Source organism: Maribellus sediminis (assembly GCF_011799805.1).
Classification (GTDB): domain Bacteria; phylum Bacteroidota; class Bacteroidia; order Bacteroidales; family Prolixibacteraceae; genus Draconibacterium; species Draconibacterium sediminis_A.
Genome location: NZ_WXUB01000001.1, coordinates 1,445,963 through 1,463,936, shown reverse-complemented (window position 1 = coordinate 1,463,936; position 17,974 = coordinate 1,445,963). Strand labels below are relative to the sequence as shown.

Sequence of the window (17,974 nt, the reverse complement as noted above, 5' to 3'; positions counted from 1 at the left end):
ACACGTGTTAAAAGACACGCCTGCATAAAAGCAAAAAAGAAAGATCTTCGGCACTGTTCACTTTAATCCAAAAATAATATAAAGGTATTAACAGGTATTGCCTGTATTACATTTAAAATTAAATTTATAGGTAAAAACATTATGATTCAATTATTATATTATGTTCTATAATGGTCTGAAGAGAAATCTGATATTTTTCCTCTTTTTATTGGCAGTTGTGGCTCCGGCGTTGGCTGCCCAACCCATAATTGTCACATCCCTAATTTCCGATACGTTGACTACAATTAATGATAGTACAACCATCGATTCAGTTGAGCATATCAGAAAATGGACCACCAGCGATTCTTACATCAGCGGAGCTGCCGAGTGGTCGAACGAAGATGATGATAAGGAGTTTGATTTCGATTTACGCTTTGGTGCTTCGCTTATAGGCCGGCTCGACGAAATTGATATAAAACTGGAATCAGATTTTAGCTTGGATAACGGCAAAAAAGACGACAATGAGCAAAATTTAAGAGTAAACTGGTACCATACCTTACATAAAAAGTGGCATGTGGCAGGACAGGGAATAATTGAACGTAATCAACGGACATTTGAAGGTGTTGATATTGATTATATTATTTTGCTGGGAGGAATTGGCCCCGGCTATTTTTTTGAAACCAAAAAGATGGGAGGCACTCGTTTATCAGTGCTGTACAATTATCTGCAGTTGTTTATAATAAGGGGTGATATTGAAATACATAAGAAAGCACCTTCGCTTTATCTTGATAACAATTATCAGTTGTCAGAAAGAATAAATCTAAAAAACTGGACGAGTATTCTTTTTTATGCAACTGATGATGTAGGTTGTGAATTGGAAACCGAATTGGCTTACTCAGTTACCAAACACCTTGGACTTGGGCTACGTCACGAATTTCTCTACAATGGCCCAACTTTAAAACATAAAAAGAATAATGAATTTCGGATTTTTACCCGGATTACTTTCTGATCCGAAGAACGATCTCAATCTATAACAGGATCAATCCGGGTATTCACTCTTCTCATTTAAACTCGCTCATTACAAACTGAATAAGCAGATCAAATTTTACCCCCGGTCATTCTTTTAATGAAATTTAATACACGAACTGCAACCCTTAGATTTTTCGTTTGTCTTTCAAAAAGTGTAAAACGAATTCATTTTGAGCAGTATATGTTTGTTCACCGACAAAATCAGTTTATTGGTCGGAAACAAACCAGATATGAAAACTGAACAATTTAAATTCGTGCTGCCAAGAAACAATAAACAATTATTAACAGAAAACAAAAGCCAAATGTTAAAACAGAACATTATCCTGCTCCTTCTTTTTCTCTCAACTCTGACGAGGGCGCAGGAAGTAACATTAAGTGGTTACATCAAGGATGCCTCCAACGGCGAGGCCTTGATTGGAGCCACTGTCTACATCCCCGAGTTGAAACAGGGAACAGCCAGTAATGCCTACGGATTTTACTCGCTAACAATTCCCGAAGGCTCCTACAACATGCATGTTTCCTATATTGGTTATACCACCATTCAGGAACCTGTTAAAGCCACCGAAAACAGCACTAAAACTTTTTCACTCACCGACGATTCGCAAAAAATTGAAGAGGTAGTTGTAAAAGCCGAAGCTGCCAATGCCAATGTGGAACGCATCCAGATGGGCATGACCAAGTTGCCGGTAAAAACCATTCAGAAACTTCCGGCCTTTATGGGCGAAGTCGACATTATTAAATCCATTCAGCTGCTGCCGGGTATCCAAAGTGGTGGCGAAGCAAGTTCAGGTTTGTATGTACGTGGCGGTGGCCCCGACGAAAACCTGATGATCCTGGATGAAGCTCCGGTGTACAATGCATCGCACCTTATGGGTTTTTTCTCGGTGTTTAACTCAAATGCCATTAACGATATCCAGGTTTACAAAAGCGGTATTCCGGCACAATTTGGCGGGAAAGCCTCTTCGGTGATCGATATTCGTCAAAAAGACGGTAACTCAAAACGCTTCGGATTTGATGGCGGAATCGGAAATCTTTCAAGTAGATTGACGATTGAAGGCCCGATCATTAAAGATAAATGGAGTTTTATTCTTGCCGGAAGACGTACGTATTACGATGTATTGGGAAGAGCTGTCGGTCTTGAAGAATTAAAAGAAAACAAACTTTATTTTTACGATTTGAACGGAAAGTCGAACCTGGTAATCAACGATAAAAACCGGATTTTCCTTTCAGGATATATGGGTGACGATAATTTTGAACTGGGTGAATCGCTTTACATGCGTTGGGGAAATGCCACTGCAACGGCTCGCTGGAACCACATTTTTGGCGATAAACTGTTTATGAATGTGTCGGCTATCTACTCCAACTACGATTACAACCTTGGGGTTCCCGGAGACAATGCCGATAACTTCGACTGGTCGTCACGCATTCGCGATTACAATGCGAAACTGGATTTCACCTTATTTCTAAACCCAAAGAACACCATAAAATACGGTGTGAATGCGATCCACCACAATTTCAAGCCGGGCAAGGTTGCAACCAACGGCGAAAACTCCATGTTCTCGGATATGGAACTGGCCGAATACAATGCCCTTGAAAGTGCGGTTTACCTGAGTAACGAACAGATTATTTCCGACCGTTTCTCGATGCAGTACGGATTAAGATTAAGTCACTTTCAGCAAATCGGACCGGGAGAAGTAAATTTCTACGAGAATCCCGAACAACCTCAAAAGAATGAAATTACAGAAACTGTGAAATATGGTAAGTGGGACAAAGTGGGCGACGCAGTTGTACATATTGAACCTCGTTTAGGTTTGAAATACACTGTAGATGCTAACAGCTCAGCAAAGGCGTCGTACAACCGCATGGTTCAAAACCTGCATCTCATCACCAACACCCAGTCGCCGTCGCCTCTTGATATATGGTTACCGACTAGCACTTACATCGAACCGCTTATCGTTGATCAGGTGTCGGTTGGGTACTTCAGGAATCTTGCCAGAAACATGTGGGAAACTTCAGTTGAATTGTATTATAAAGACATGAAAAACGTGCTGGATTATAAAGAAGGTGCCGAACTATTCCTGAATAATTCGATTGAAACCGAACTCCTGCACGGCAGTGGCGAATCGAAGGGTGTGGAATTACTTGTTAAGAAAACACAGGGACAGCTAACCGGCTGGGTTGGTTATACCTGGTCGAAAACCACACGAACCATAGAAGGCATCAACAATGGTGATCCGTATCCTTCGTCGTACGACAGAACGCACGATCTTTCGGTAGTAGGTAATTACGAATTGAATAAACGCTGGAACTTTGCAGCTAATTTCATTCTGGCTACAGGTACGCCTACCTCCTATCCGGTATCGAAATACTACGTTCAGGGCAACCAGATTTACGAATATTCGGCGCGTAACAGCTACCGTATTCCCGATTATCACCGCCTTGATCTTTCGGTAACCTACGATTTCAAAAAGAACGAGCACCGACGCTTTAAACAGTCGTTGAATTTCTCGGTGTACAATGTATACGGCCGCAGGAATGCATATTCCATTACACCGCGGGCCAACGAGGATAACCTCAATCAAACCGAATTCGTTCGATTATCGATCATAGGCGCACCTATCCCATCCATCACCTACAATTTTAAATTTTAAGGCCATGAAAAGAATATTCACATTTAAAATACTGATTATCGCAACGCTTCTTTCGGCTGTTCTCTATTCATGTGAAGACGTGATTGAAGTTGATTTGAACGAAGAAAATATTGATCTGATTTCGGTGGAAGCTTACCTCGAGAACCGACCAACCGACAATGTGTATGTGAAGTTACAGAGCACACTTCCGGTTGACAACAGCGAACAGAATCCACCTATAAACGATGCCGTTGTGGAGATTTCAGACAACGAAAATTACTCCAACAGCGTTGTCTTAAAAGAGGTAAGCAATAGCGGAATTTACGTGCTTCCGGGCAATGTAACTTACGAAGCCCAACCTGATAAAACATACTATTTAAGGATTACAACTTCCGACGGCGTTCAAGTTACTGCCAGCGATTACATGAAAAAAGTGGAGACACTCGATTCGGTAAAAGTCAACCTGTCGGCCCGCGGCGATTTCGAATTTTTAGCCATTTTCATCAGTTCGCAGGAAACACCGGGCGAAGGCGATTACTACAAGTGGGATATCTACATCAACAATAACTTGCTGTACGAAAGCGAAAATTTGTCGTTTGCCAGCGACGAACTGGTTGACGGAAATTACATCTACGATTTTGAGATTTTTACTGATTTCTACGAAGACGATGAAGACCAGATACTTCGTATGGGCGACACGATTTATGTGGAACAGCTGTCGATTACGGCACCGATCTACGACTTTTACCTGGGCATGGTAAACCAGGCATTTGCAGGCAATCCGTTTAGTGTACCGCCGGCAAACGTGCAGGGAAACTTAAGTTCGAGCGACAATAAACGCGTACTTGGTTTCTTCTCAGCTCGTGATGTTTCACCGGGTAATACGGTTATTATTGGCGAAGATAATTTTGCGCCTTTGAAACACGCTTATCAGCATGAAAATTAAAAACGTTTCAACTATAAAATTAATAGTAGCCGGGAATTCGAACTTCCCGGCTTTCTTCGGTTTACATATTGACAGATTTGGTTAAATTTGTGCTTTTCAGTTTCGAATGAATAAAAGCATCCACAAAATACCGGAGTACTTAAAAATGGATCACATCAAGAATGACAAACGTGTTGTCATTTTTTTGGTGTGTCTGCTTATTGCTACCGGGCTTTGGTTTTTAAATGCACTTGGCAAAGACTATTCAACTACCATTTCATATCCGGTGAAGTACATTAATCCGCCTAACCGGCAGTTTTTGGCCAACACACCGCCATCGAAACTAGAGCTGAAAGTGGATGCAGGTGGTTTTACCCTGCTCAGACATAAACTCAGCCTTTCATTTTCGCCCATCGTGCTAAACCTCAACAACATCACTAAAAACATCGAATCGCAAAACGGAACGTACACCATACAGTCGTACACACTTTTACGTCGCATCGAAAGCCAGGTGAGTAATGAAATAAAAATTCTGGAAGTTCTGCCCGACCATATTCCAATCGTTCTCGACAGCCTGAAAACAAAAACGGTGCAAATTAAGGCAAATGTCAATGTAAGTTTCAAGAGTCAGTTCAACCTTAAAAGTCCGGTTGAGCTGGATCCGGGAACAGTAAAGATCACAGGACCTTCAGGGATTGTTGATACCATTAGTTCCCTAAGCACCGAAATGAAAACATTTAATGAACTGGATGAAACTGTTGAGAAAAACCTCGATATTCTCCACCCGGAACATACATCAATTAGTCCGAATAAAACGCTGTTAAAAATCGAAGTGGAAAAGTACACCGAAAAGCTGCTTCACATTCCAATTCTGATAAAAAATAAACCGGACAGTGTGAATGTAAAACTGTTCCCTTCAGAGGTGAACGTGACCTGCCTTGTTGGTTTAAGCGAATTTGAAGAGCTTACTTCAAACGATATAAATGCCTTTGTTGATTATAACGAAAGTTCGGGCAACACCAGCAACTTAAACGTTATTATCGAAAAGAGGTCATCTTACATTCAAGTGGTAAGAACCTCGCCCGATGCAGTGGAATACCTGATAGAAAAAAATTAAAAATGGCTGTTACTGTTGGTATCACGGGAGGAATAGGAAGCGGAAAATCTACTGTTTGCAAGGTTTTCAGGTTTCTGGGAGTGCCTGTTTTCGAAGCCGATAGTGTGGCCAAACACCTTACCAATACAAACCCCGTTATCAGAAAAGGACTCATCGAACTGTTTGGAAGCGACATTTATACCGAAAATGGGACCCTTGACCGAAAAAAACTTGCCGGCTACATATTTAACAACGACATTCAACTGCAAAAGGTAAACGAACTGATCCATCCGGTGGTTCGGGCTGAGTTTTTAGCATGGGCAAAAGAACAAACAGCTCCATACGTCATTCACGAAGCCGCCATTCTTTTCGAAAGTGGCTTTTATAAAATGATGGACTACACCTTGCTCGTTTCGGCACCGGAAAAGGAACGTATAGCCCGCGTAATGAAACGCGATAAGGTAACGGAACAACAGGTAATTGAGAGAATTAAAAAACAGTGGCCCGATTCGGAGAAACGAAAACTGGCAACTGCAGAAATAAAAAATTCAGACTCGGATCTTATACTTCCGGGCATAATAAAGATTGACAAACAATTAAGAGAAGATGGCAAAATTTGGTAAATGGATAGGTGGCGGCCTGGGTTGGGCTTTTGGAGGCCCCATTGGAGGAATAGTAGGTTTTATGGTTGGTTCGATGTTCGATGGCGGACAGGAAGCCGTTAAGCGTGGAACAAGAGGTTATTCGTCGCAAACTACCACCGGCGGCTATGTTATGAGCCTGCTTGTTTTGGTAGCTGCCGTAATGAAAGCCGACGGCAAGGTGCTGAAATCGGAACTGGATTATGTAAAAAGGTTTCTCGTTCATAATTTTGGTGAAGACTCGGCACAGGAAGCCATTAAAATGTTACGCGATCTGTTGCAGCAAACTATTCCTGTAAATGAAGTCTGCCGTCAGATTCAGGCGAATATGAATTATTCGGCCCGTTTGCAGCTCGTTCATTTTTTGTTTGGAATTGCACAAGCCGACGGCCAGGTGGATCCAAGAGAATTGGAGCTCATTAATCAGATTTGCAACCTGATGGGAATTCAGCGGAATGATTACGAATCCATTCAGGCAATGTTTGTTCCAAATACCGATTCAGACTATAAAATCCTGGAAATTGAACGAACCGCTACCGACGATGAAGTAAAAAAAGCATACCGAAGAATGGCCATGAAATTCCACCCCGATAAAGTGAGTACGCTGGGTACGGAAATTCAGAATGCTGCCAAAGAAAAGTTTCAGAAGGTGAATCAAGCCTACGAGAACATTAAGAAGGAACGAAATATTGCGTAGGGTGAAGGATTGAGGGACGGAAGGATTGAGGGACAGAAGGACTGAGGGACGGAAGGATTGAAGGATTGAATGCAATAATGCTTAAATGCCTTAATGCTTAAATATTCGGGGAACTGATACTGAACTTTGAACTCTGAACTTTGAACTCAAAAATATTACGGATGAAAATAATTTCCACCAATATAGGCGAACCAAGAACCTTCGTACACCACGGGGAAGAAGTTAAAACCGGCATTTTCAAGTTTCCGGTGGAATACGGCATTTACCTTGGAACGGAGGATGTGGATAAAGACCACGTAATCGACCGGCGCTACCATGGAGGAACTGACAAGGCATGTTATCTGTATTCTGCCGATCATTATCAGTACTGGCAGAAGCTGTATCCCGAATCGGAACTTCCGTGGGGAATGTTTGGAGAAAACCTTACCGTTGAAGGCTTGCACGAAGCTGAAGTCAACATTGGCGATATTTTTAAAATCGGCAAAGCTGTTGTTCAGGCTACACAACCCAGGCAACCCTGTTTTAAGCTTGAATTTCGTTTCAACGATAAACTAATCGTTCGCAAGTTTGTGGATTCCGGTTTTTCGGGCGTTTATGTTCGTGTTCTTGAAAACGGGCATGTTAAAGCCGGCGATACCATGGAACTTATAGAGCGAAAAGACTCCGTTTCCATTCAACAGGTTTATAAATGGATTTATGCCGAAGAATTCGATCCGGAAGTGACCCGCGCCATTAACGATCCGTTTATTGCCGCATCCTGCAAAAAAGACTTGCTGAAACGATGGGGCGACTTACTTTAAGCACATCCTTCAAACGTTCATCAGCAGAATCCTCAGCTTCTTAAATCTGTGGATTTAAGGTATATTCCTGCCAAAGTTCTGTCGGATTTTTCCCGGTAAGCTTTACCCAAATTTCATCCTCATAAGTGTGCTTTCGCATCACCCTATCCATTTTCTTTATAAAATGCTTGTTTTTATTTTGCTCAATCCAAACAAAAAAGCGGGCGCTTATCCGATACGAATTATCGTAATTCTGCTTGTCTGTTACTTCGGGTAATGACCAGCCAGCAGCCGCATTGTTCACCCCGTATTTATAACGCACATAATCGGCTATGCCTTCGGTTACCCACCAGGGCCCCGGCGTATTCCCGTAATCCTGAACAATGTGCATTACTTCATGGGTTACAACATCAATATCGTTTGGCGAACGGTCGAACCACCTTGGATTAAACACGACCCTGGCATTGGAAGTGGCGGCGACTCCATCATACGCCGGATCGATGACAAAAACCACCTTTTTAGCTGCTTTCCGGTTGTACTCGCGGGCCATTTCCGGATAAACTTCAAAAAAAGTTTCCTTTAGCTTTTGCCCGATCTCCGATTTGAAATTTTCATCCTTGTTAATATAGATCAGGGTGTATTGCCCTTGCGTGATCGATTCTCGGTCGATAATGTTTTGGGTGCTTCGTTTTTGTGCACTCGTCTCTGAACTAAAGACAAAAAACAATACTACAATAGCTAAGAATCTTAGGCCTGGTTTAAGTTGCATATTAAATGTTTAAAAATAACTGGCTAAATATAATTAACAAAATATTCAGATTATGATACTTTGCGAAATAAACTGACAATCCTGAATGTCTTTAAATTAACTTGACAATTTAGCTGCAAGGCTTTCCAGGGTCTGTCCTTTGGTCTCGGGCATTTTTAAAACGACCCAAAAAAGCTGTCCCACCATCATTATTCCGAAAAAGGCATAAACCAGCGCCGGACCAATTTGTCCAAAAAGAAAAGGAATCAAAGCCGGAATGGCAGCAGCCAAAATCCAGTGTACTGAAGCACCAAAAGCTTGTCCGGATGCCCGCAACCTGGTTGGAAATATTTCAGAGATAAATACCCAGATAACAGCTCCCTGCCCCACTGCATGCGCCGCAATAAAAATAAAAAAGAACAAGGGCACCAGCATTCCTTCCCACTTCAAAGCAAAGGCAGCGGTTACCAGCGAAAGGGAAAATATATAACCGAAGGAACAGATGTACATCAGTGTTTTGCGCCCAAACTTGTCGATCATTGAAATACCGATGAGTGTAAACACCAAGTTGATTACGCCAATGCCGATCGAGCTCAAAAAAGAAGCAGATTTCTCGAGTCCGGCCAATTCAAAAATCCGGGGAGCATAATACAAAAAGGCATTTATTCCCGAGAGCTGATTAAAAAAGGCGATAAAAAAGGCCAGCATCAGCGGAACCCGGAATTTCTTCATGTAAATATTTTCGTTCACCACCTCATCCGCTTTCTCATTTTCAATGGCCGTAATTTCACGTTCAACATCCTCGTTGTTAAAAATGCTTTTTAAGATCTGTGTCGCAGCAATTTTGTCGTTTTTGTATTCCATCAACCAGCGCGGGCTTTCGGGCACTCTTAAAACGAGCATCGAATAAATAAAAGCCGGAATGGCCTCAACACCCAGCATCCAGCGCCAGGCATTTTCGCCAATGTCTTTTAACAGGTAATTCGAAACATAGGCCATCAGAATCCCAAAAACGATGTTAAACTGATACAGGGCCACGAGTTTGCCCCGTTGATCGGGTGGTGCAATCTCCGACACATAGGACGGCGCTACAACGGTGGAAACGCCAATTCCAAGACCGCCTATAAAGCGAAGAACTGCAAACACATAAGGATCGGAGGCAATTGCTGATCCAAGGGCCGAAATAAAAAAAAGGGCACCAATACTCATCAGGGTTTTCTTTCGTCCTAACCGGTTGGTAGGAATTGAGCCAAATATAGCACCCACAACCGTTCCCCATAATGCCGTGGACATGACCACCAGGCCGTGAAAAAGATCGGAACTTTGCCAAAAGGCCTGCAACTGCTGATCGGCACCCGAAATCACCACCGTATCGAATCCAAACAGAAAGCCGGCGAGTGCTACTACAATCGAGAAGAAAAATATTTTTGATGATTTCATCTGTTTATGTTGGTTTTGTTCAATTCGTTTTAAAAGTAAATTTTAATCAACGGTAAAATGATAGATTCCGCTGCCTGCATTAATTTGTGAATATCCGTTATTCCAGCCCAGGTATTGAATGTCGCTGTTTTCGTTAACAGGAACACCACCTTCTTTTGTTATTTGACCGCTTTCACAAGGTACATAAATACTGGCATGCGCCCCAACCGGAATTGTAACTTCCATAGAAAAATTCGAATTATCCTTCTGCCAGTGAATACCGGCGTTCCCGAAGGATGTTTCGTTGGAATATCGAACAAATGAAATGTCTTCAACCGGCTGTGGTTTAAAAATAAGATGCTTGTACCCCGGTTCTGCCTCATCGGCCTGCATTCCCGCCAGTTTCCGGTAATACCAAACCAAACCACCGCCAAACATGGGGTGATTGTGCGAGCCTGTGGTATTCCAATGTTCCCAGGTTGTGGTTGCACCCAGGTCTAACCAACGGCCATAACCGGGTTCGCACTTTTTATTCATCGCCTCATATGCTAAATCATGCAGTCCGTTTTCTGAAAGCACTTCGAAAAAAAACTGCGTACCAAAGATTCCTGTATCCAGATGACCATTGTTTTTTTGAATATCTTTTTTCAACGCAGCGATAACTTTAGAATATTGTTCCGGCGGCACGCCCATTTTAAGGGCAAATATATTTCCTCCTGCCGGCCCGTAGGTTCCTGATTCTTCGTTATAAAAACGCTTAAAGAATGCTTCTTTTGTCCTTTTTGCCAAATCGTCGTAATGCTTTACCTCTTTTGATTTTTCACCTAAAGCTGCTGCAGTTTTGGCGGCAATATCAGCACAACGCCAGAAATAAAAAGTATGTACCATGTCATCCGGCGGCAAGTTTCCGGGTGCTACCCAATCGCCTAAATTAAACCAGCGCAGCACATTCCCATCCTTTCCGGTACGCTGCGAAAGCATGATTCCTTCAGCATCGATCCACTGTTCCATATAACGGATGTATTCTTTCATGGCAAAATACGAGTCTGTCAGCATATCCTTATCGCCGTAATGCACATAGTATTCCCAGGGCATGATGCAAATAGCAGCTCCCCAGGCCACTCCCCCACCACAGCCGGGCTGCCAGGGCGCTCCGTTAGGAACATAGCCGCTTTCAACTAGCTGCGCATCAATAATATCGCGTATCCATTTCTGATAAAAGTTGCGGGCATCGAAATTATGCATCACGGTAACACAGGCAACCTGTCCGTCGCCGGTGTATGGCGACCGTTCGCGATGCGGACAATCGCTGGCAACACCGCCGTGCATGTTATCCATCTGGCTCCGTTTCCAGATTTTATTGATGGCATTAAACATCGGGTTCGATGTTTCGAACTCAGCGGTTTCCGGAATTTCGGTATTTACTACCTCAGCAATAATTTGCTCGGGATTCAGAATTCCGGGCCAGTTCACGATCTCCACTTCACGAAAAACAAACCAGTTAAAGCGTGCCGCGTAGTTCTCCTTTCCATTGCCGGAAAAAATGTATGAATTGTCGCCTGAATAGGAATTACTCAAATACCTGATTTCAACTTTATGACCGGCCGGGCCTTCAACATCTTTTAGCCGTACCCAACCCGAAATTTCTTCTCCAAAATCGACCTTATAATTTCCATTGTACATTTTTTCCAATCGGACAGGTTGCAGTTGTTGCACCACTTTATCGGGTCGGGCAGTATGTGCCACCAGCTCTCCTTCAGGTGCTTTACGCATGGCAACCTGCTCCCAGCTACTGTCATCAAATCCGAGCGAGCACCATCCCGGTTGTTCGAGGCGGGCATCGTAATGTTCGCCGTAATACACCATATCCATTAAAATGGGACTTCTGCCGGCTTTCCAGGTTTCATCACTCACGATCACATCTTCCGTTCCGTCGGTATAACTGATGTGAAGTTGCAGCAAAAACCGTGGCGTTCCGTATCCTTCGGCCCAGTACTTGGCCGGATTGTAAAAACCATTTCCCAAAATGCCGCCAACACAATTGTCTCCGCCTGATAATTCCTGTGAAACATCGTAAGCCAGGTACATCACTTTATATTTTCGAAAGTCGTCGGGAAGCGGAATATTCTGGTTCAACAATCCCGGGCGTTTGTCATAATTGGTTTGATTGGGAACCAATACATCATTGCCAACCTTTTTGCCGTTCAGGTACAACTCAAAATAGCCAAGGCCGGTAACAAAAGCCACGGCACTTTTTACCTCCTTTTTCACCCGAAATTCTTTTCTTAACAGGGGTGCCGGAGGTGGTAATTCAGCAGGCAGTTCAGCGTTTGGATTCATGGGTTTGGGCAAGGTTTCCTCTCCCTGCCAGGGGGCACCTATCCAATTCGCTTTCCACTCCGAATCGTTAAGAATTCCCATGCGCCAGAATCCCGGTTCACTCCACGCTGAAACATGGCCGTTTTTATCCCACACGCGAACCTGCCACCAACACTCCTGCCGCGATTGCAAGTCTTTACCCTGGTATGCCACACGAGTTGAATTCAGTTTAGGGCTTAACCATAAATCGGCTTGTTCAAGATTTTGTAGCGAACTGGCAACTCGTATCTGACAGGCAGTTTGTAATTGTCCCCTCTCGCCATCATCGGCCACGTTTATCCACGACAAATGCGGGTGCAAATCATCAACAACGAAAGGATTTTCGAGGTACTCACACCTCAGCTTTTCGGGATGAATTTTTGCATTGGTCAACAGAGGAGTAATAAGGCCCAGAGTAATAAAAAGAAGTAGCTGTTTCATCAGTCGGTTTAGTTTATAAGTTGGTCGTTTATTTCTGAATTTAGCAATAAATTCAATTCAGATATGCATTTAATTCCTGCAACTTCATTTGCCTTTCTATCGAAAAAGAAATGCTTTCCTTGTCCACTTTATCCAGCAGAAACCAGGCTTTCCTGAAATAATCGAGGCGCAGTGTTTCTTCATCGGCCATTTCTCCCTGTTCCTTCAAAACAAAAGCAAAAAGCTCGATCTGCTCATTGGTGAACTTTTTTTCTTCCTGCAACAAATAAAGCAGTTCTTCAATACCCAGTTTTTGGATATCGGTGTTGATATTTAAAATGCGGTAGAAATACCTCACCTGTGATTGGGCTTCCTCAATTTCACCGTCTTCGCGGAGGCCCAGAATTTTTCGCAGCACCTGGAAGAGTTGCATCATTTGCCGCATCAAATAATCGCGTTCTATGCTCATTTTGAATTGCTTATTCTTTTATGTAATGTCTAAAATTAAGTATTTTCAGTTATCGACAACTTTCCTGAATGCAACTTTTCCAAAGTTTTGAACTTTGGAAAAGGTAAAACATTAAGGCATTAAAGCATTCTTGCATTCAAACAATAATCCTTAGTTTTGCAAAAAATTAGTTTATGGGCTATTTCGATGACCTCTTTAGCGACAAATTCGAAGATGAGTTAACAGAGGGAAAAGATTTTTATATGGAGAAGGGCTACCGGGTCATGACTGAGGAATACCTGACCAACCGAGGTTATTGTTGTGCCAATGGTTGCCGGCACTGCCCTTACTGGCCAAAAGCCCAAAAAGGAAACACCGTATTAAGAAAAAGCAAATGACACAAGGAAAAGATCTGCGCATCGTATTTATGGGGACTCCCGATTTTGCAGTGGCCAGTCTCCAAAAACTGGTTGAAAACGGGTACAATGTAGTTGGAGTAATTACGGCTCCCGACCGTCCGGCAGGCAGGGGAAAACAACTTGCAGAATCTGCGGTAAAAAAATATGCTGTAGCAAATTCATTGAAAGTGCTTCAACCCGAAAAGCTTAAGAATCCGGAATTTTTAGCCGAGTTGGAAGCTCTGAATGCCGACCTGCAGGTGGTTGTTGCTTTCCGCATGTTACCCGAAGTAGTTTGGGCCATGCCACGCCTAGGAACTTTTAACCTGCACGGTTCTTTGCTTCCGCAATATCGCGGTGCAGCACCTTTGAACTGGGCGGTAATAAATGGCGAAACAAAAACCGGTGTTACTACCTTTTTGCTCGATCATGAAATTGATACCGGAAAAATCCTTTTCAAAAAAGAGATCGATATCTGGGAAAATGATACCGTTGGAACCATCCACGATAGTTTAATGGAAATTGGTGCCGGACTTGTTGTGGAAACTGTTGATGCATTGGCTTCAGGCGATTACAAAGCCATTCCTCAGGAAGAACTGGCTGGCGAAACTGAGATTAAACATGCTCCAAAGATTTTTAAAGACGACTGCAAAATCGATTGGTCGAAAGATGTTGAATCGGTTCGCAACCTCATTCGAGGCTTGTCGCCCTACCCTGCTGCCTGGACTACGCTGGTACATGAAAAAAGCGGACAGGAAATTTCGGCAAAAATGTTTTTTGTCATGCATGCTGATGGTAAAACTACAAAACCGGGAAGCATTGAAACCGATGGTAAAAACTACCTGAAAGTGGCTTGCGGCGATGGTTGGCTACAAATCACCGACATTCAGCTTGCAGGTAAAAAGCGAATGAAAACAAACGACTTTCTGCGGGGTTTCCAACAGATCGGCGAATACCGTTTTCAATAGAATCTATGGTTTTCACCTTAACTATACCAGGTTAATCGCATTTAAAGAGGCATAGATTACAATTATCCAGAACACGATATTGTACATAAAAGAAACGGCAAAGAATTTCATGATGGCCTTGCCTACCGATTGCCCGTAAAATTTTTTCATCGCAATAATAAAATACAAGGGCACCGACAGGAATAAAATGGTACTGATCAAGGTAACTTTTGTACCAAAACTCATAAACAGCGCCATAATTGCTATCATTACCAGGAGCACAAACGAATGAATGTGTATGGAAAATACCAGGTGGCGCATATAGTTTTGCCTGCGCCGGATGTACACCAGTTTCAATAAAACGGCAAACAGCGGTAACAGCAGGAAAAAGGCCCATGAAATGTATTGGAGAATTTTTGCCAGCGCCGTTTCGGGTGAGCGGCAATAGCGGATGTATTCGCGCAGTTCGGTTCTTTTCTCCGGATCGGTCTCAACTTCAAGATCCTCTTCCAGGCTTATGGCGTATTTATTCAAAGCCTGACGCAGATTTCGGGTCTCCCGAAATGTTTCCATGTCCAGTTTGAAATTCTGTCCCTCCTCTCCTGTTGTATCCTTGACCACAAACGGAGCCACCAGCGAATCGACCACCGCTTTCTGCTCCGGATCCATGTCTTGATTGACCGTGCTAAGGATAGAATCAGCCACAACCATTGAAGCAGAATCCAACCCGATTTTATCGCCATCAAGTTCCGAATCGAGCACCGTTGTTAATCCCCGGTTTGTGAAATTCTGCAAGAGTAAAAAGAGGATAAAACTTACAAAAATATAGATTCTGAAGGGCGGTGCATAACGCACACGTTTTCCATCGAAATATTGTTTGGTAAGAAACCCGGGTTTGGCAATCAGGAGAAACAGCGTTTTGAAAAAACGCGTATCGAAAGCAAAAAAATCACCCAGAAAATTGTAAAAAATAAAACTAAACGGTTTGTCAAACTCTTTAACCGCCTGCCCGCAGTTGGGGCAATAATGCCCGGTGAATTCGGTTTCACAATTCTTGCAGCAATGGTCTCCCGCAGGAGCTTTTGTTCTTTTCTGCTGAATACGTTCTTTCAATTTAGACCACATGTGAATCTCGGTTCTTTTTATCGCCATTTATGCTCCAGTTTTCAATAAACGGGAAAATCGACGGAGCAAACGATCGGATGGGTTCGTACATTCTTGAATTTTCTTTTGTCTTTTCAGGAAGAATGTGCACGTCTTCATCAATTTTGTCGAAAACAACAAGTAGAATGCTCAGAATAAGGGCAGATTTTAAAACGCCAAAAACGAGGCCGGCCAGTTTATTTACAAAACCCAGCATCACGGTTTCGAGCATTTTGTTAACCACATTTCCCACAATGTGCACCAGAATTACAATGACCACAAAAGTTACCACAAAAGAGATGATGTTCAGGTGATCAGTTTTCAGATCGAAGTTTTCGACCAGAAAATCGGAAGTGATGTATGAAAACTCGATGGCACCCCAGATTCCAAGGATAAGGGCAGCCAGTGAAGCTACCTCGGCAACCAGTCCTTTTTTAAATCCGCTGACCGCCGCCAGAATAAGCAGGATCAGTAAAATTATGTCAATGTAATTCATTTTTATTCGACTTTAGTGGTACAAATGGAACCCGCATGAATTTGAATTCAATTTCTGAATTACTAAGCATCATGCTTGTTTCATAAATTTGATTCTTTTGAGTGTTCATACAGCAGTTACACCCCGGTTTTTAAGAAATGATAACGAATATAAAAATAAAAATCACGGGTGACTAAAAAAACTACATAATCGGCGAGTGATTCTTTTTTATCGTTTAACGCAGAAATACCGTCTTTTATTTTTGCCAGCCATTTCAACATAAATTCATAAATTTGGCTTCGAACCAATTTGTGTTGTATGCCGCTAATTAATTCAGTTGTACGCTGGGTGACTACACGACGTAGTGACGAAATCCAATACTACCGCAGATACCCGTTAGAGATTCAGAACGAAACCCTTTTTAACCTGATTCAGAGTGCCAAGGATACTGTTTGGGGCAAGGCGCACAATTTTGAATCGATCACTTCGCTGAAGGAATTTCAGGAGAACAATCCTCTTCAGGATTATAACGATATAAAACCCTATGTCGACCGTTTGCGTGAAGGCGAGCGCGATGTACTGTGGCCTGGCGAAACCAAATGGTTTGCCAAATCATCGGGAACCACCAGCGACAAAAGTAAATTTATCCCGGTCACCCGCGAAGCGCTTGAAAATTGCCACCTGCAAGGCCCAAAGGATGTTTTTATGCAATACATTCATACACATCCCGAAACCAAGCTTTTAAAAGGCAAAGTGTTGACACTTGGCGGCAGTCACCGGATAAACAACTTTAGTAACAATTCGTATTACGGCGATTTATCGGCCATTATGCTGGAGAACGTGCCATTCTGGAGCGATCTGTTTCGCACACCAACTACCGAGATTGCACTAATTGAGGAGTTTGAGGAAAAGATTGAAAAGATAATTGAAACGGCGCTCGAAGAAAATGTGACCGGTTTTGCAGGCGTTCCGTCCTGGTACCTGGTGCTGCTGAAAAAGGTACTCGAAACAACTGGAAAAACGAATCTCCTGGAAGTGTGGCCTAATCTCGAGGTTTTTGCTCATGGCGGCGTAAACTTCGAGCCGTATCGCGAGCAGTTCCGTAACCTGATCCCGTCGTCGCAAATGCACTACCTGGAAACGTATAACGCTTCGGAAGGATTTTTCGGCATTCAGGATAACGAACATCAGAACGACATGCTGCTGATGCTCGACTATGGTATTTTTTACGAATTCATCCCTATGTCGGAGTTTGGAAAAGCAAACCCAACTGTGCTGGGACTGGAAGAGGTTGAACTGGACGAAAATTACGCACTGGTTATCTCCACAAGTGCCGGTTTGTGGCGCTACATTATTGGGGACACGATAAAATTCACCTGTAAATATCCGTTCAAAATAAAAGTTACCGGACGAACCAAACATTTTATCAATGCCTTTGGCGAAGAAGTTATTATAGATAATGCCGAGAATGCCATGAATGTGGCTTGCCAGCACACGGGAGCCATTGTTAACGAATATACCGCCGGACCAATATTTATGGGAGAAAACCAGCGTGGTGCCCATCAATGGATCATCGAATTTGATGTGCCTCCAAAAGACCTGGATCACTTTACCAGTATACTGGATAATACGCTAAAAACCCTGAATTCGGATTATGAAGCCAAGCGCCATAAAAACCTCACACTGGAAATGCCGCATGTGGTAAATGCACCGAAAGGAACATTTTACAATTGGATGAAACAACGCGGTAAAATCGGGGGGCAAAATAAAATTCCGCGACTGGCCAATAACCGACAGTATCTGGACGAACTTATGAACATGTTACCCGATAAAAGATAATTT

17 protein-coding genes are annotated in these 17,974 nt (G+C 42.9%); 10 read left to right on the top strand and 7 right to left on the bottom strand.

Annotated elements, in window-relative coordinates; genetic code table 11:
* Nucleotides 1-160 precede the first annotated feature (160 nt).
* The 7 genes from HFD85_RS05660 (at nt 161) to HFD85_RS05630 (ending at nt 7,797) form a co-directional block, all read left to right on the top strand.
* On the top strand, nt 161-988 hold the full coding sequence (locus tag HFD85_RS05660) for a DUF481 domain-containing protein (RefSeq protein WP_167605987.1): 828 nt from the start codon (nt 161-163) through the stop codon (nt 986-988).
* Between the two features lie 322 nt (nt 989-1,310).
* Nucleotides 1,311-3,659 (top strand): TonB-dependent receptor, encoded by a 2,349-nt coding sequence (locus tag HFD85_RS05655; RefSeq protein WP_167605984.1) that lies wholly within the window; start codon nt 1,311-1,313, stop codon nt 3,657-3,659.
* Between the two features lie 4 nt (nt 3,660-3,663).
* Nucleotides 3,664-4,584 carry a DUF4249 domain-containing protein gene (locus HFD85_RS05650; RefSeq protein WP_167605980.1) on the top strand — a complete coding sequence of 307 codons (921 nt, stop codon included), beginning with the start codon at nt 3,664-3,666 and terminating at the stop codon, nt 4,582-4,584.
* A 145-nt stretch (nt 4,585-4,729) separates the two neighbouring features.
* On the top strand, nt 4,730-5,680 hold the full coding sequence (locus HFD85_RS05645) for a CdaR family protein (RefSeq protein ID WP_167605977.1): 951 nt from the start codon (nt 4,730-4,732) through the stop codon (nt 5,678-5,680).
* Nucleotides 5,681-5,682: 2 nt separating this feature from the next.
* On the top strand, nt 5,683-6,282 hold the full coding sequence (gene coaE / locus HFD85_RS05640; RefSeq protein ID WP_167605974.1) for a dephospho-CoA kinase: 600 nt from the start codon (nt 5,683-5,685) through the stop codon (nt 6,280-6,282).
* Nucleotides 6,266-6,997: a TerB family tellurite resistance protein gene (locus HFD85_RS05635; RefSeq protein WP_167605971.1), complete on the top strand. Its 732-nt coding sequence runs from the start codon at nt 6,266-6,268 to the stop codon at nt 6,995-6,997. Before coaE ends, HFD85_RS05635 begins: the two co-directional genes overlap by 17 nt.
* A 161-nt stretch (nt 6,998-7,158) precedes the next feature.
* Nucleotides 7,159-7,797, top strand: coding sequence for an MOSC domain-containing protein (locus tag HFD85_RS05630; RefSeq protein ID WP_167605968.1), 639 nt, complete (start codon nt 7,159-7,161; stop codon nt 7,795-7,797).
* Between the two features lie 40 nt (nt 7,798-7,837).
* On the opposite strand, the gene HFD85_RS05625 is transcribed toward HFD85_RS05630, so the two are convergent.
* From HFD85_RS05625 to HFD85_RS05610, 4 genes are all read right to left on the bottom strand, one after another.
* Nucleotides 7,838-8,545, bottom strand: a complete 708-nt coding sequence (locus HFD85_RS05625) for a basic secretory protein-like protein (protein ID WP_167605965.1) — start codon at nt 8,543-8,545, stop codon at nt 7,838-7,840.
* 96 nt (nt 8,546-8,641) lie between these two features.
* Nucleotides 8,642-9,988, bottom strand: a complete 1,347-nt coding sequence (locus tag HFD85_RS05620; protein ID WP_277345450.1) for a sugar porter family MFS transporter — start codon at nt 9,986-9,988, stop codon at nt 8,642-8,644.
* Nucleotides 9,989-10,006: 18 nt separating this feature from the next.
* On the bottom strand, nt 10,007-12,742 hold the full coding sequence (locus HFD85_RS05615; protein WP_167605959.1) for a family 78 glycoside hydrolase catalytic domain: 2,736 nt from the start codon (nt 12,740-12,742) through the stop codon (nt 10,007-10,009).
* Nucleotides 12,743-12,794: 52 nt separating this feature from the next.
* Nucleotides 12,795-13,190 (bottom strand): hypothetical protein, encoded by a 396-nt coding sequence (locus HFD85_RS05610; RefSeq protein WP_167605956.1) that lies wholly within the window; start codon nt 13,188-13,190, stop codon nt 12,795-12,797.
* A gap of 173 nt (nt 13,191-13,363) precedes the next feature.
* On the opposite strand from HFD85_RS05610, the gene HFD85_RS05605 reads away from it, so the two are divergent.
* Nucleotides 13,364-13,567: a C1orf53 family protein gene (locus HFD85_RS05605; protein ID WP_167605953.1), complete on the top strand. Its 204-nt coding sequence runs from the start codon at nt 13,364-13,366 to the stop codon at nt 13,565-13,567.
* Nucleotides 13,564-14,535, top strand: a complete 972-nt coding sequence (gene fmt / locus HFD85_RS05600; RefSeq protein WP_167605951.1) for a methionyl-tRNA formyltransferase — start codon at nt 13,564-13,566, stop codon at nt 14,533-14,535. The genes HFD85_RS05605 and fmt overlap by 4 nt, the downstream gene beginning before the upstream one ends.
* 21 nt (nt 14,536-14,556) lie before the next feature.
* Here fmt and HFD85_RS05595 read toward each other — a convergent pair whose 3' ends face one another.
* The 3 genes from HFD85_RS05595 to HFD85_RS05585 form a co-directional block, all read right to left on the bottom strand.
* Complete coding sequence (locus tag HFD85_RS05595; RefSeq protein WP_167605948.1) at nt 14,557-15,666, bottom strand: DUF3667 domain-containing protein; 1,110 nt, start codon at nt 15,664-15,666, stop codon at nt 14,557-14,559.
* Nucleotides 15,629-16,153 (bottom strand): CvpA family protein, encoded by a 525-nt coding sequence (locus HFD85_RS05590; RefSeq protein WP_167605945.1) that lies wholly within the window; start codon nt 16,151-16,153, stop codon nt 15,629-15,631. The genes HFD85_RS05595 and HFD85_RS05590 overlap by 38 nt, the downstream gene beginning before the upstream one ends.
* A 116-nt stretch (nt 16,154-16,269) precedes the next feature.
* Nucleotides 16,270-16,413, bottom strand: coding sequence for a hypothetical protein (locus HFD85_RS05585; RefSeq protein ID WP_167605942.1), 144 nt, complete (start codon nt 16,411-16,413; stop codon nt 16,270-16,272).
* Nucleotides 16,414-16,450: 37 nt separating this feature from the next.
* Between HFD85_RS05585 and HFD85_RS05580 the strand changes: the two genes are divergently transcribed.
* Nucleotides 16,451-17,971 (top strand): GH3 auxin-responsive promoter family protein, encoded by a 1,521-nt coding sequence (locus tag HFD85_RS05580; RefSeq protein WP_167605939.1) that lies wholly within the window; start codon nt 16,451-16,453, stop codon nt 17,969-17,971.
* Nucleotides 17,972-17,974: the final 3 nt, after the last annotated feature.

Coding starts and splice junctions, on each gene's coding strand:
- HFD85_RS05650 (WP_167605980.1), top strand. CDS start 3,664: ATGAAAAGAATATTCACATTTAAAATACTGATTATCGCAACGCTTCTT.
- HFD85_RS05595 (WP_167605948.1), bottom strand. CDS start 15,666: ATGGCGATAAAAAGAACCGAGATTCACATGTGGTCTAAATTGAAAGAA.
- HFD85_RS05605 (WP_167605953.1), top strand. CDS start 13,364: ATGGGCTATTTCGATGACCTCTTTAGCGACAAATTCGAAGATGAGTTA.
- HFD85_RS05610 (WP_167605956.1), bottom strand. CDS start 13,190: ATGAGCATAGAACGCGATTATTTGATGCGGCAAATGATGCAACTCTTC.
- fmt (WP_167605951.1), top strand. CDS start 13,564: ATGACACAAGGAAAAGATCTGCGCATCGTATTTATGGGGACTCCCGAT.
- HFD85_RS05630 (WP_167605968.1), top strand. CDS start 7,159: ATGAAAATAATTTCCACCAATATAGGCGAACCAAGAACCTTCGTACAC.
- HFD85_RS05585 (WP_167605942.1), bottom strand. CDS start 16,413: ATGTTGAAATGGCTGGCAAAAATAAAAGACGGTATTTCTGCGTTAAAC.
- HFD85_RS05645 (WP_167605977.1), top strand. CDS start 4,730: ATGGATCACATCAAGAATGACAAACGTGTTGTCATTTTTTTGGTGTGT.
- HFD85_RS05625 (WP_167605965.1), bottom strand. CDS start 8,545: ATGCAACTTAAACCAGGCCTAAGATTCTTAGCTATTGTAGTATTGTTT.
- HFD85_RS05660 (WP_167605987.1), top strand. CDS start 161: ATGTTCTATAATGGTCTGAAGAGAAATCTGATATTTTTCCTCTTTTTA.
- HFD85_RS05580 (WP_167605939.1), top strand. CDS start 16,451: ATGCCGCTAATTAATTCAGTTGTACGCTGGGTGACTACACGACGTAGT.
- HFD85_RS05590 (WP_167605945.1), bottom strand. CDS start 16,153: ATGAATTACATTGACATAATTTTACTGATCCTGCTTATTCTGGCGGCG.
- HFD85_RS05635 (WP_167605971.1), top strand. CDS start 6,266: ATGGCAAAATTTGGTAAATGGATAGGTGGCGGCCTGGGTTGGGCTTTT.
- HFD85_RS05655 (WP_167605984.1), top strand. CDS start 1,311: ATGTTAAAACAGAACATTATCCTGCTCCTTCTTTTTCTCTCAACTCTG.
- coaE (WP_167605974.1), top strand. CDS start 5,683: ATGGCTGTTACTGTTGGTATCACGGGAGGAATAGGAAGCGGAAAATCT.
- HFD85_RS05615 (WP_167605959.1), bottom strand. CDS start 12,742: ATGAAACAGCTACTTCTTTTTATTACTCTGGGCCTTATTACTCCTCTG.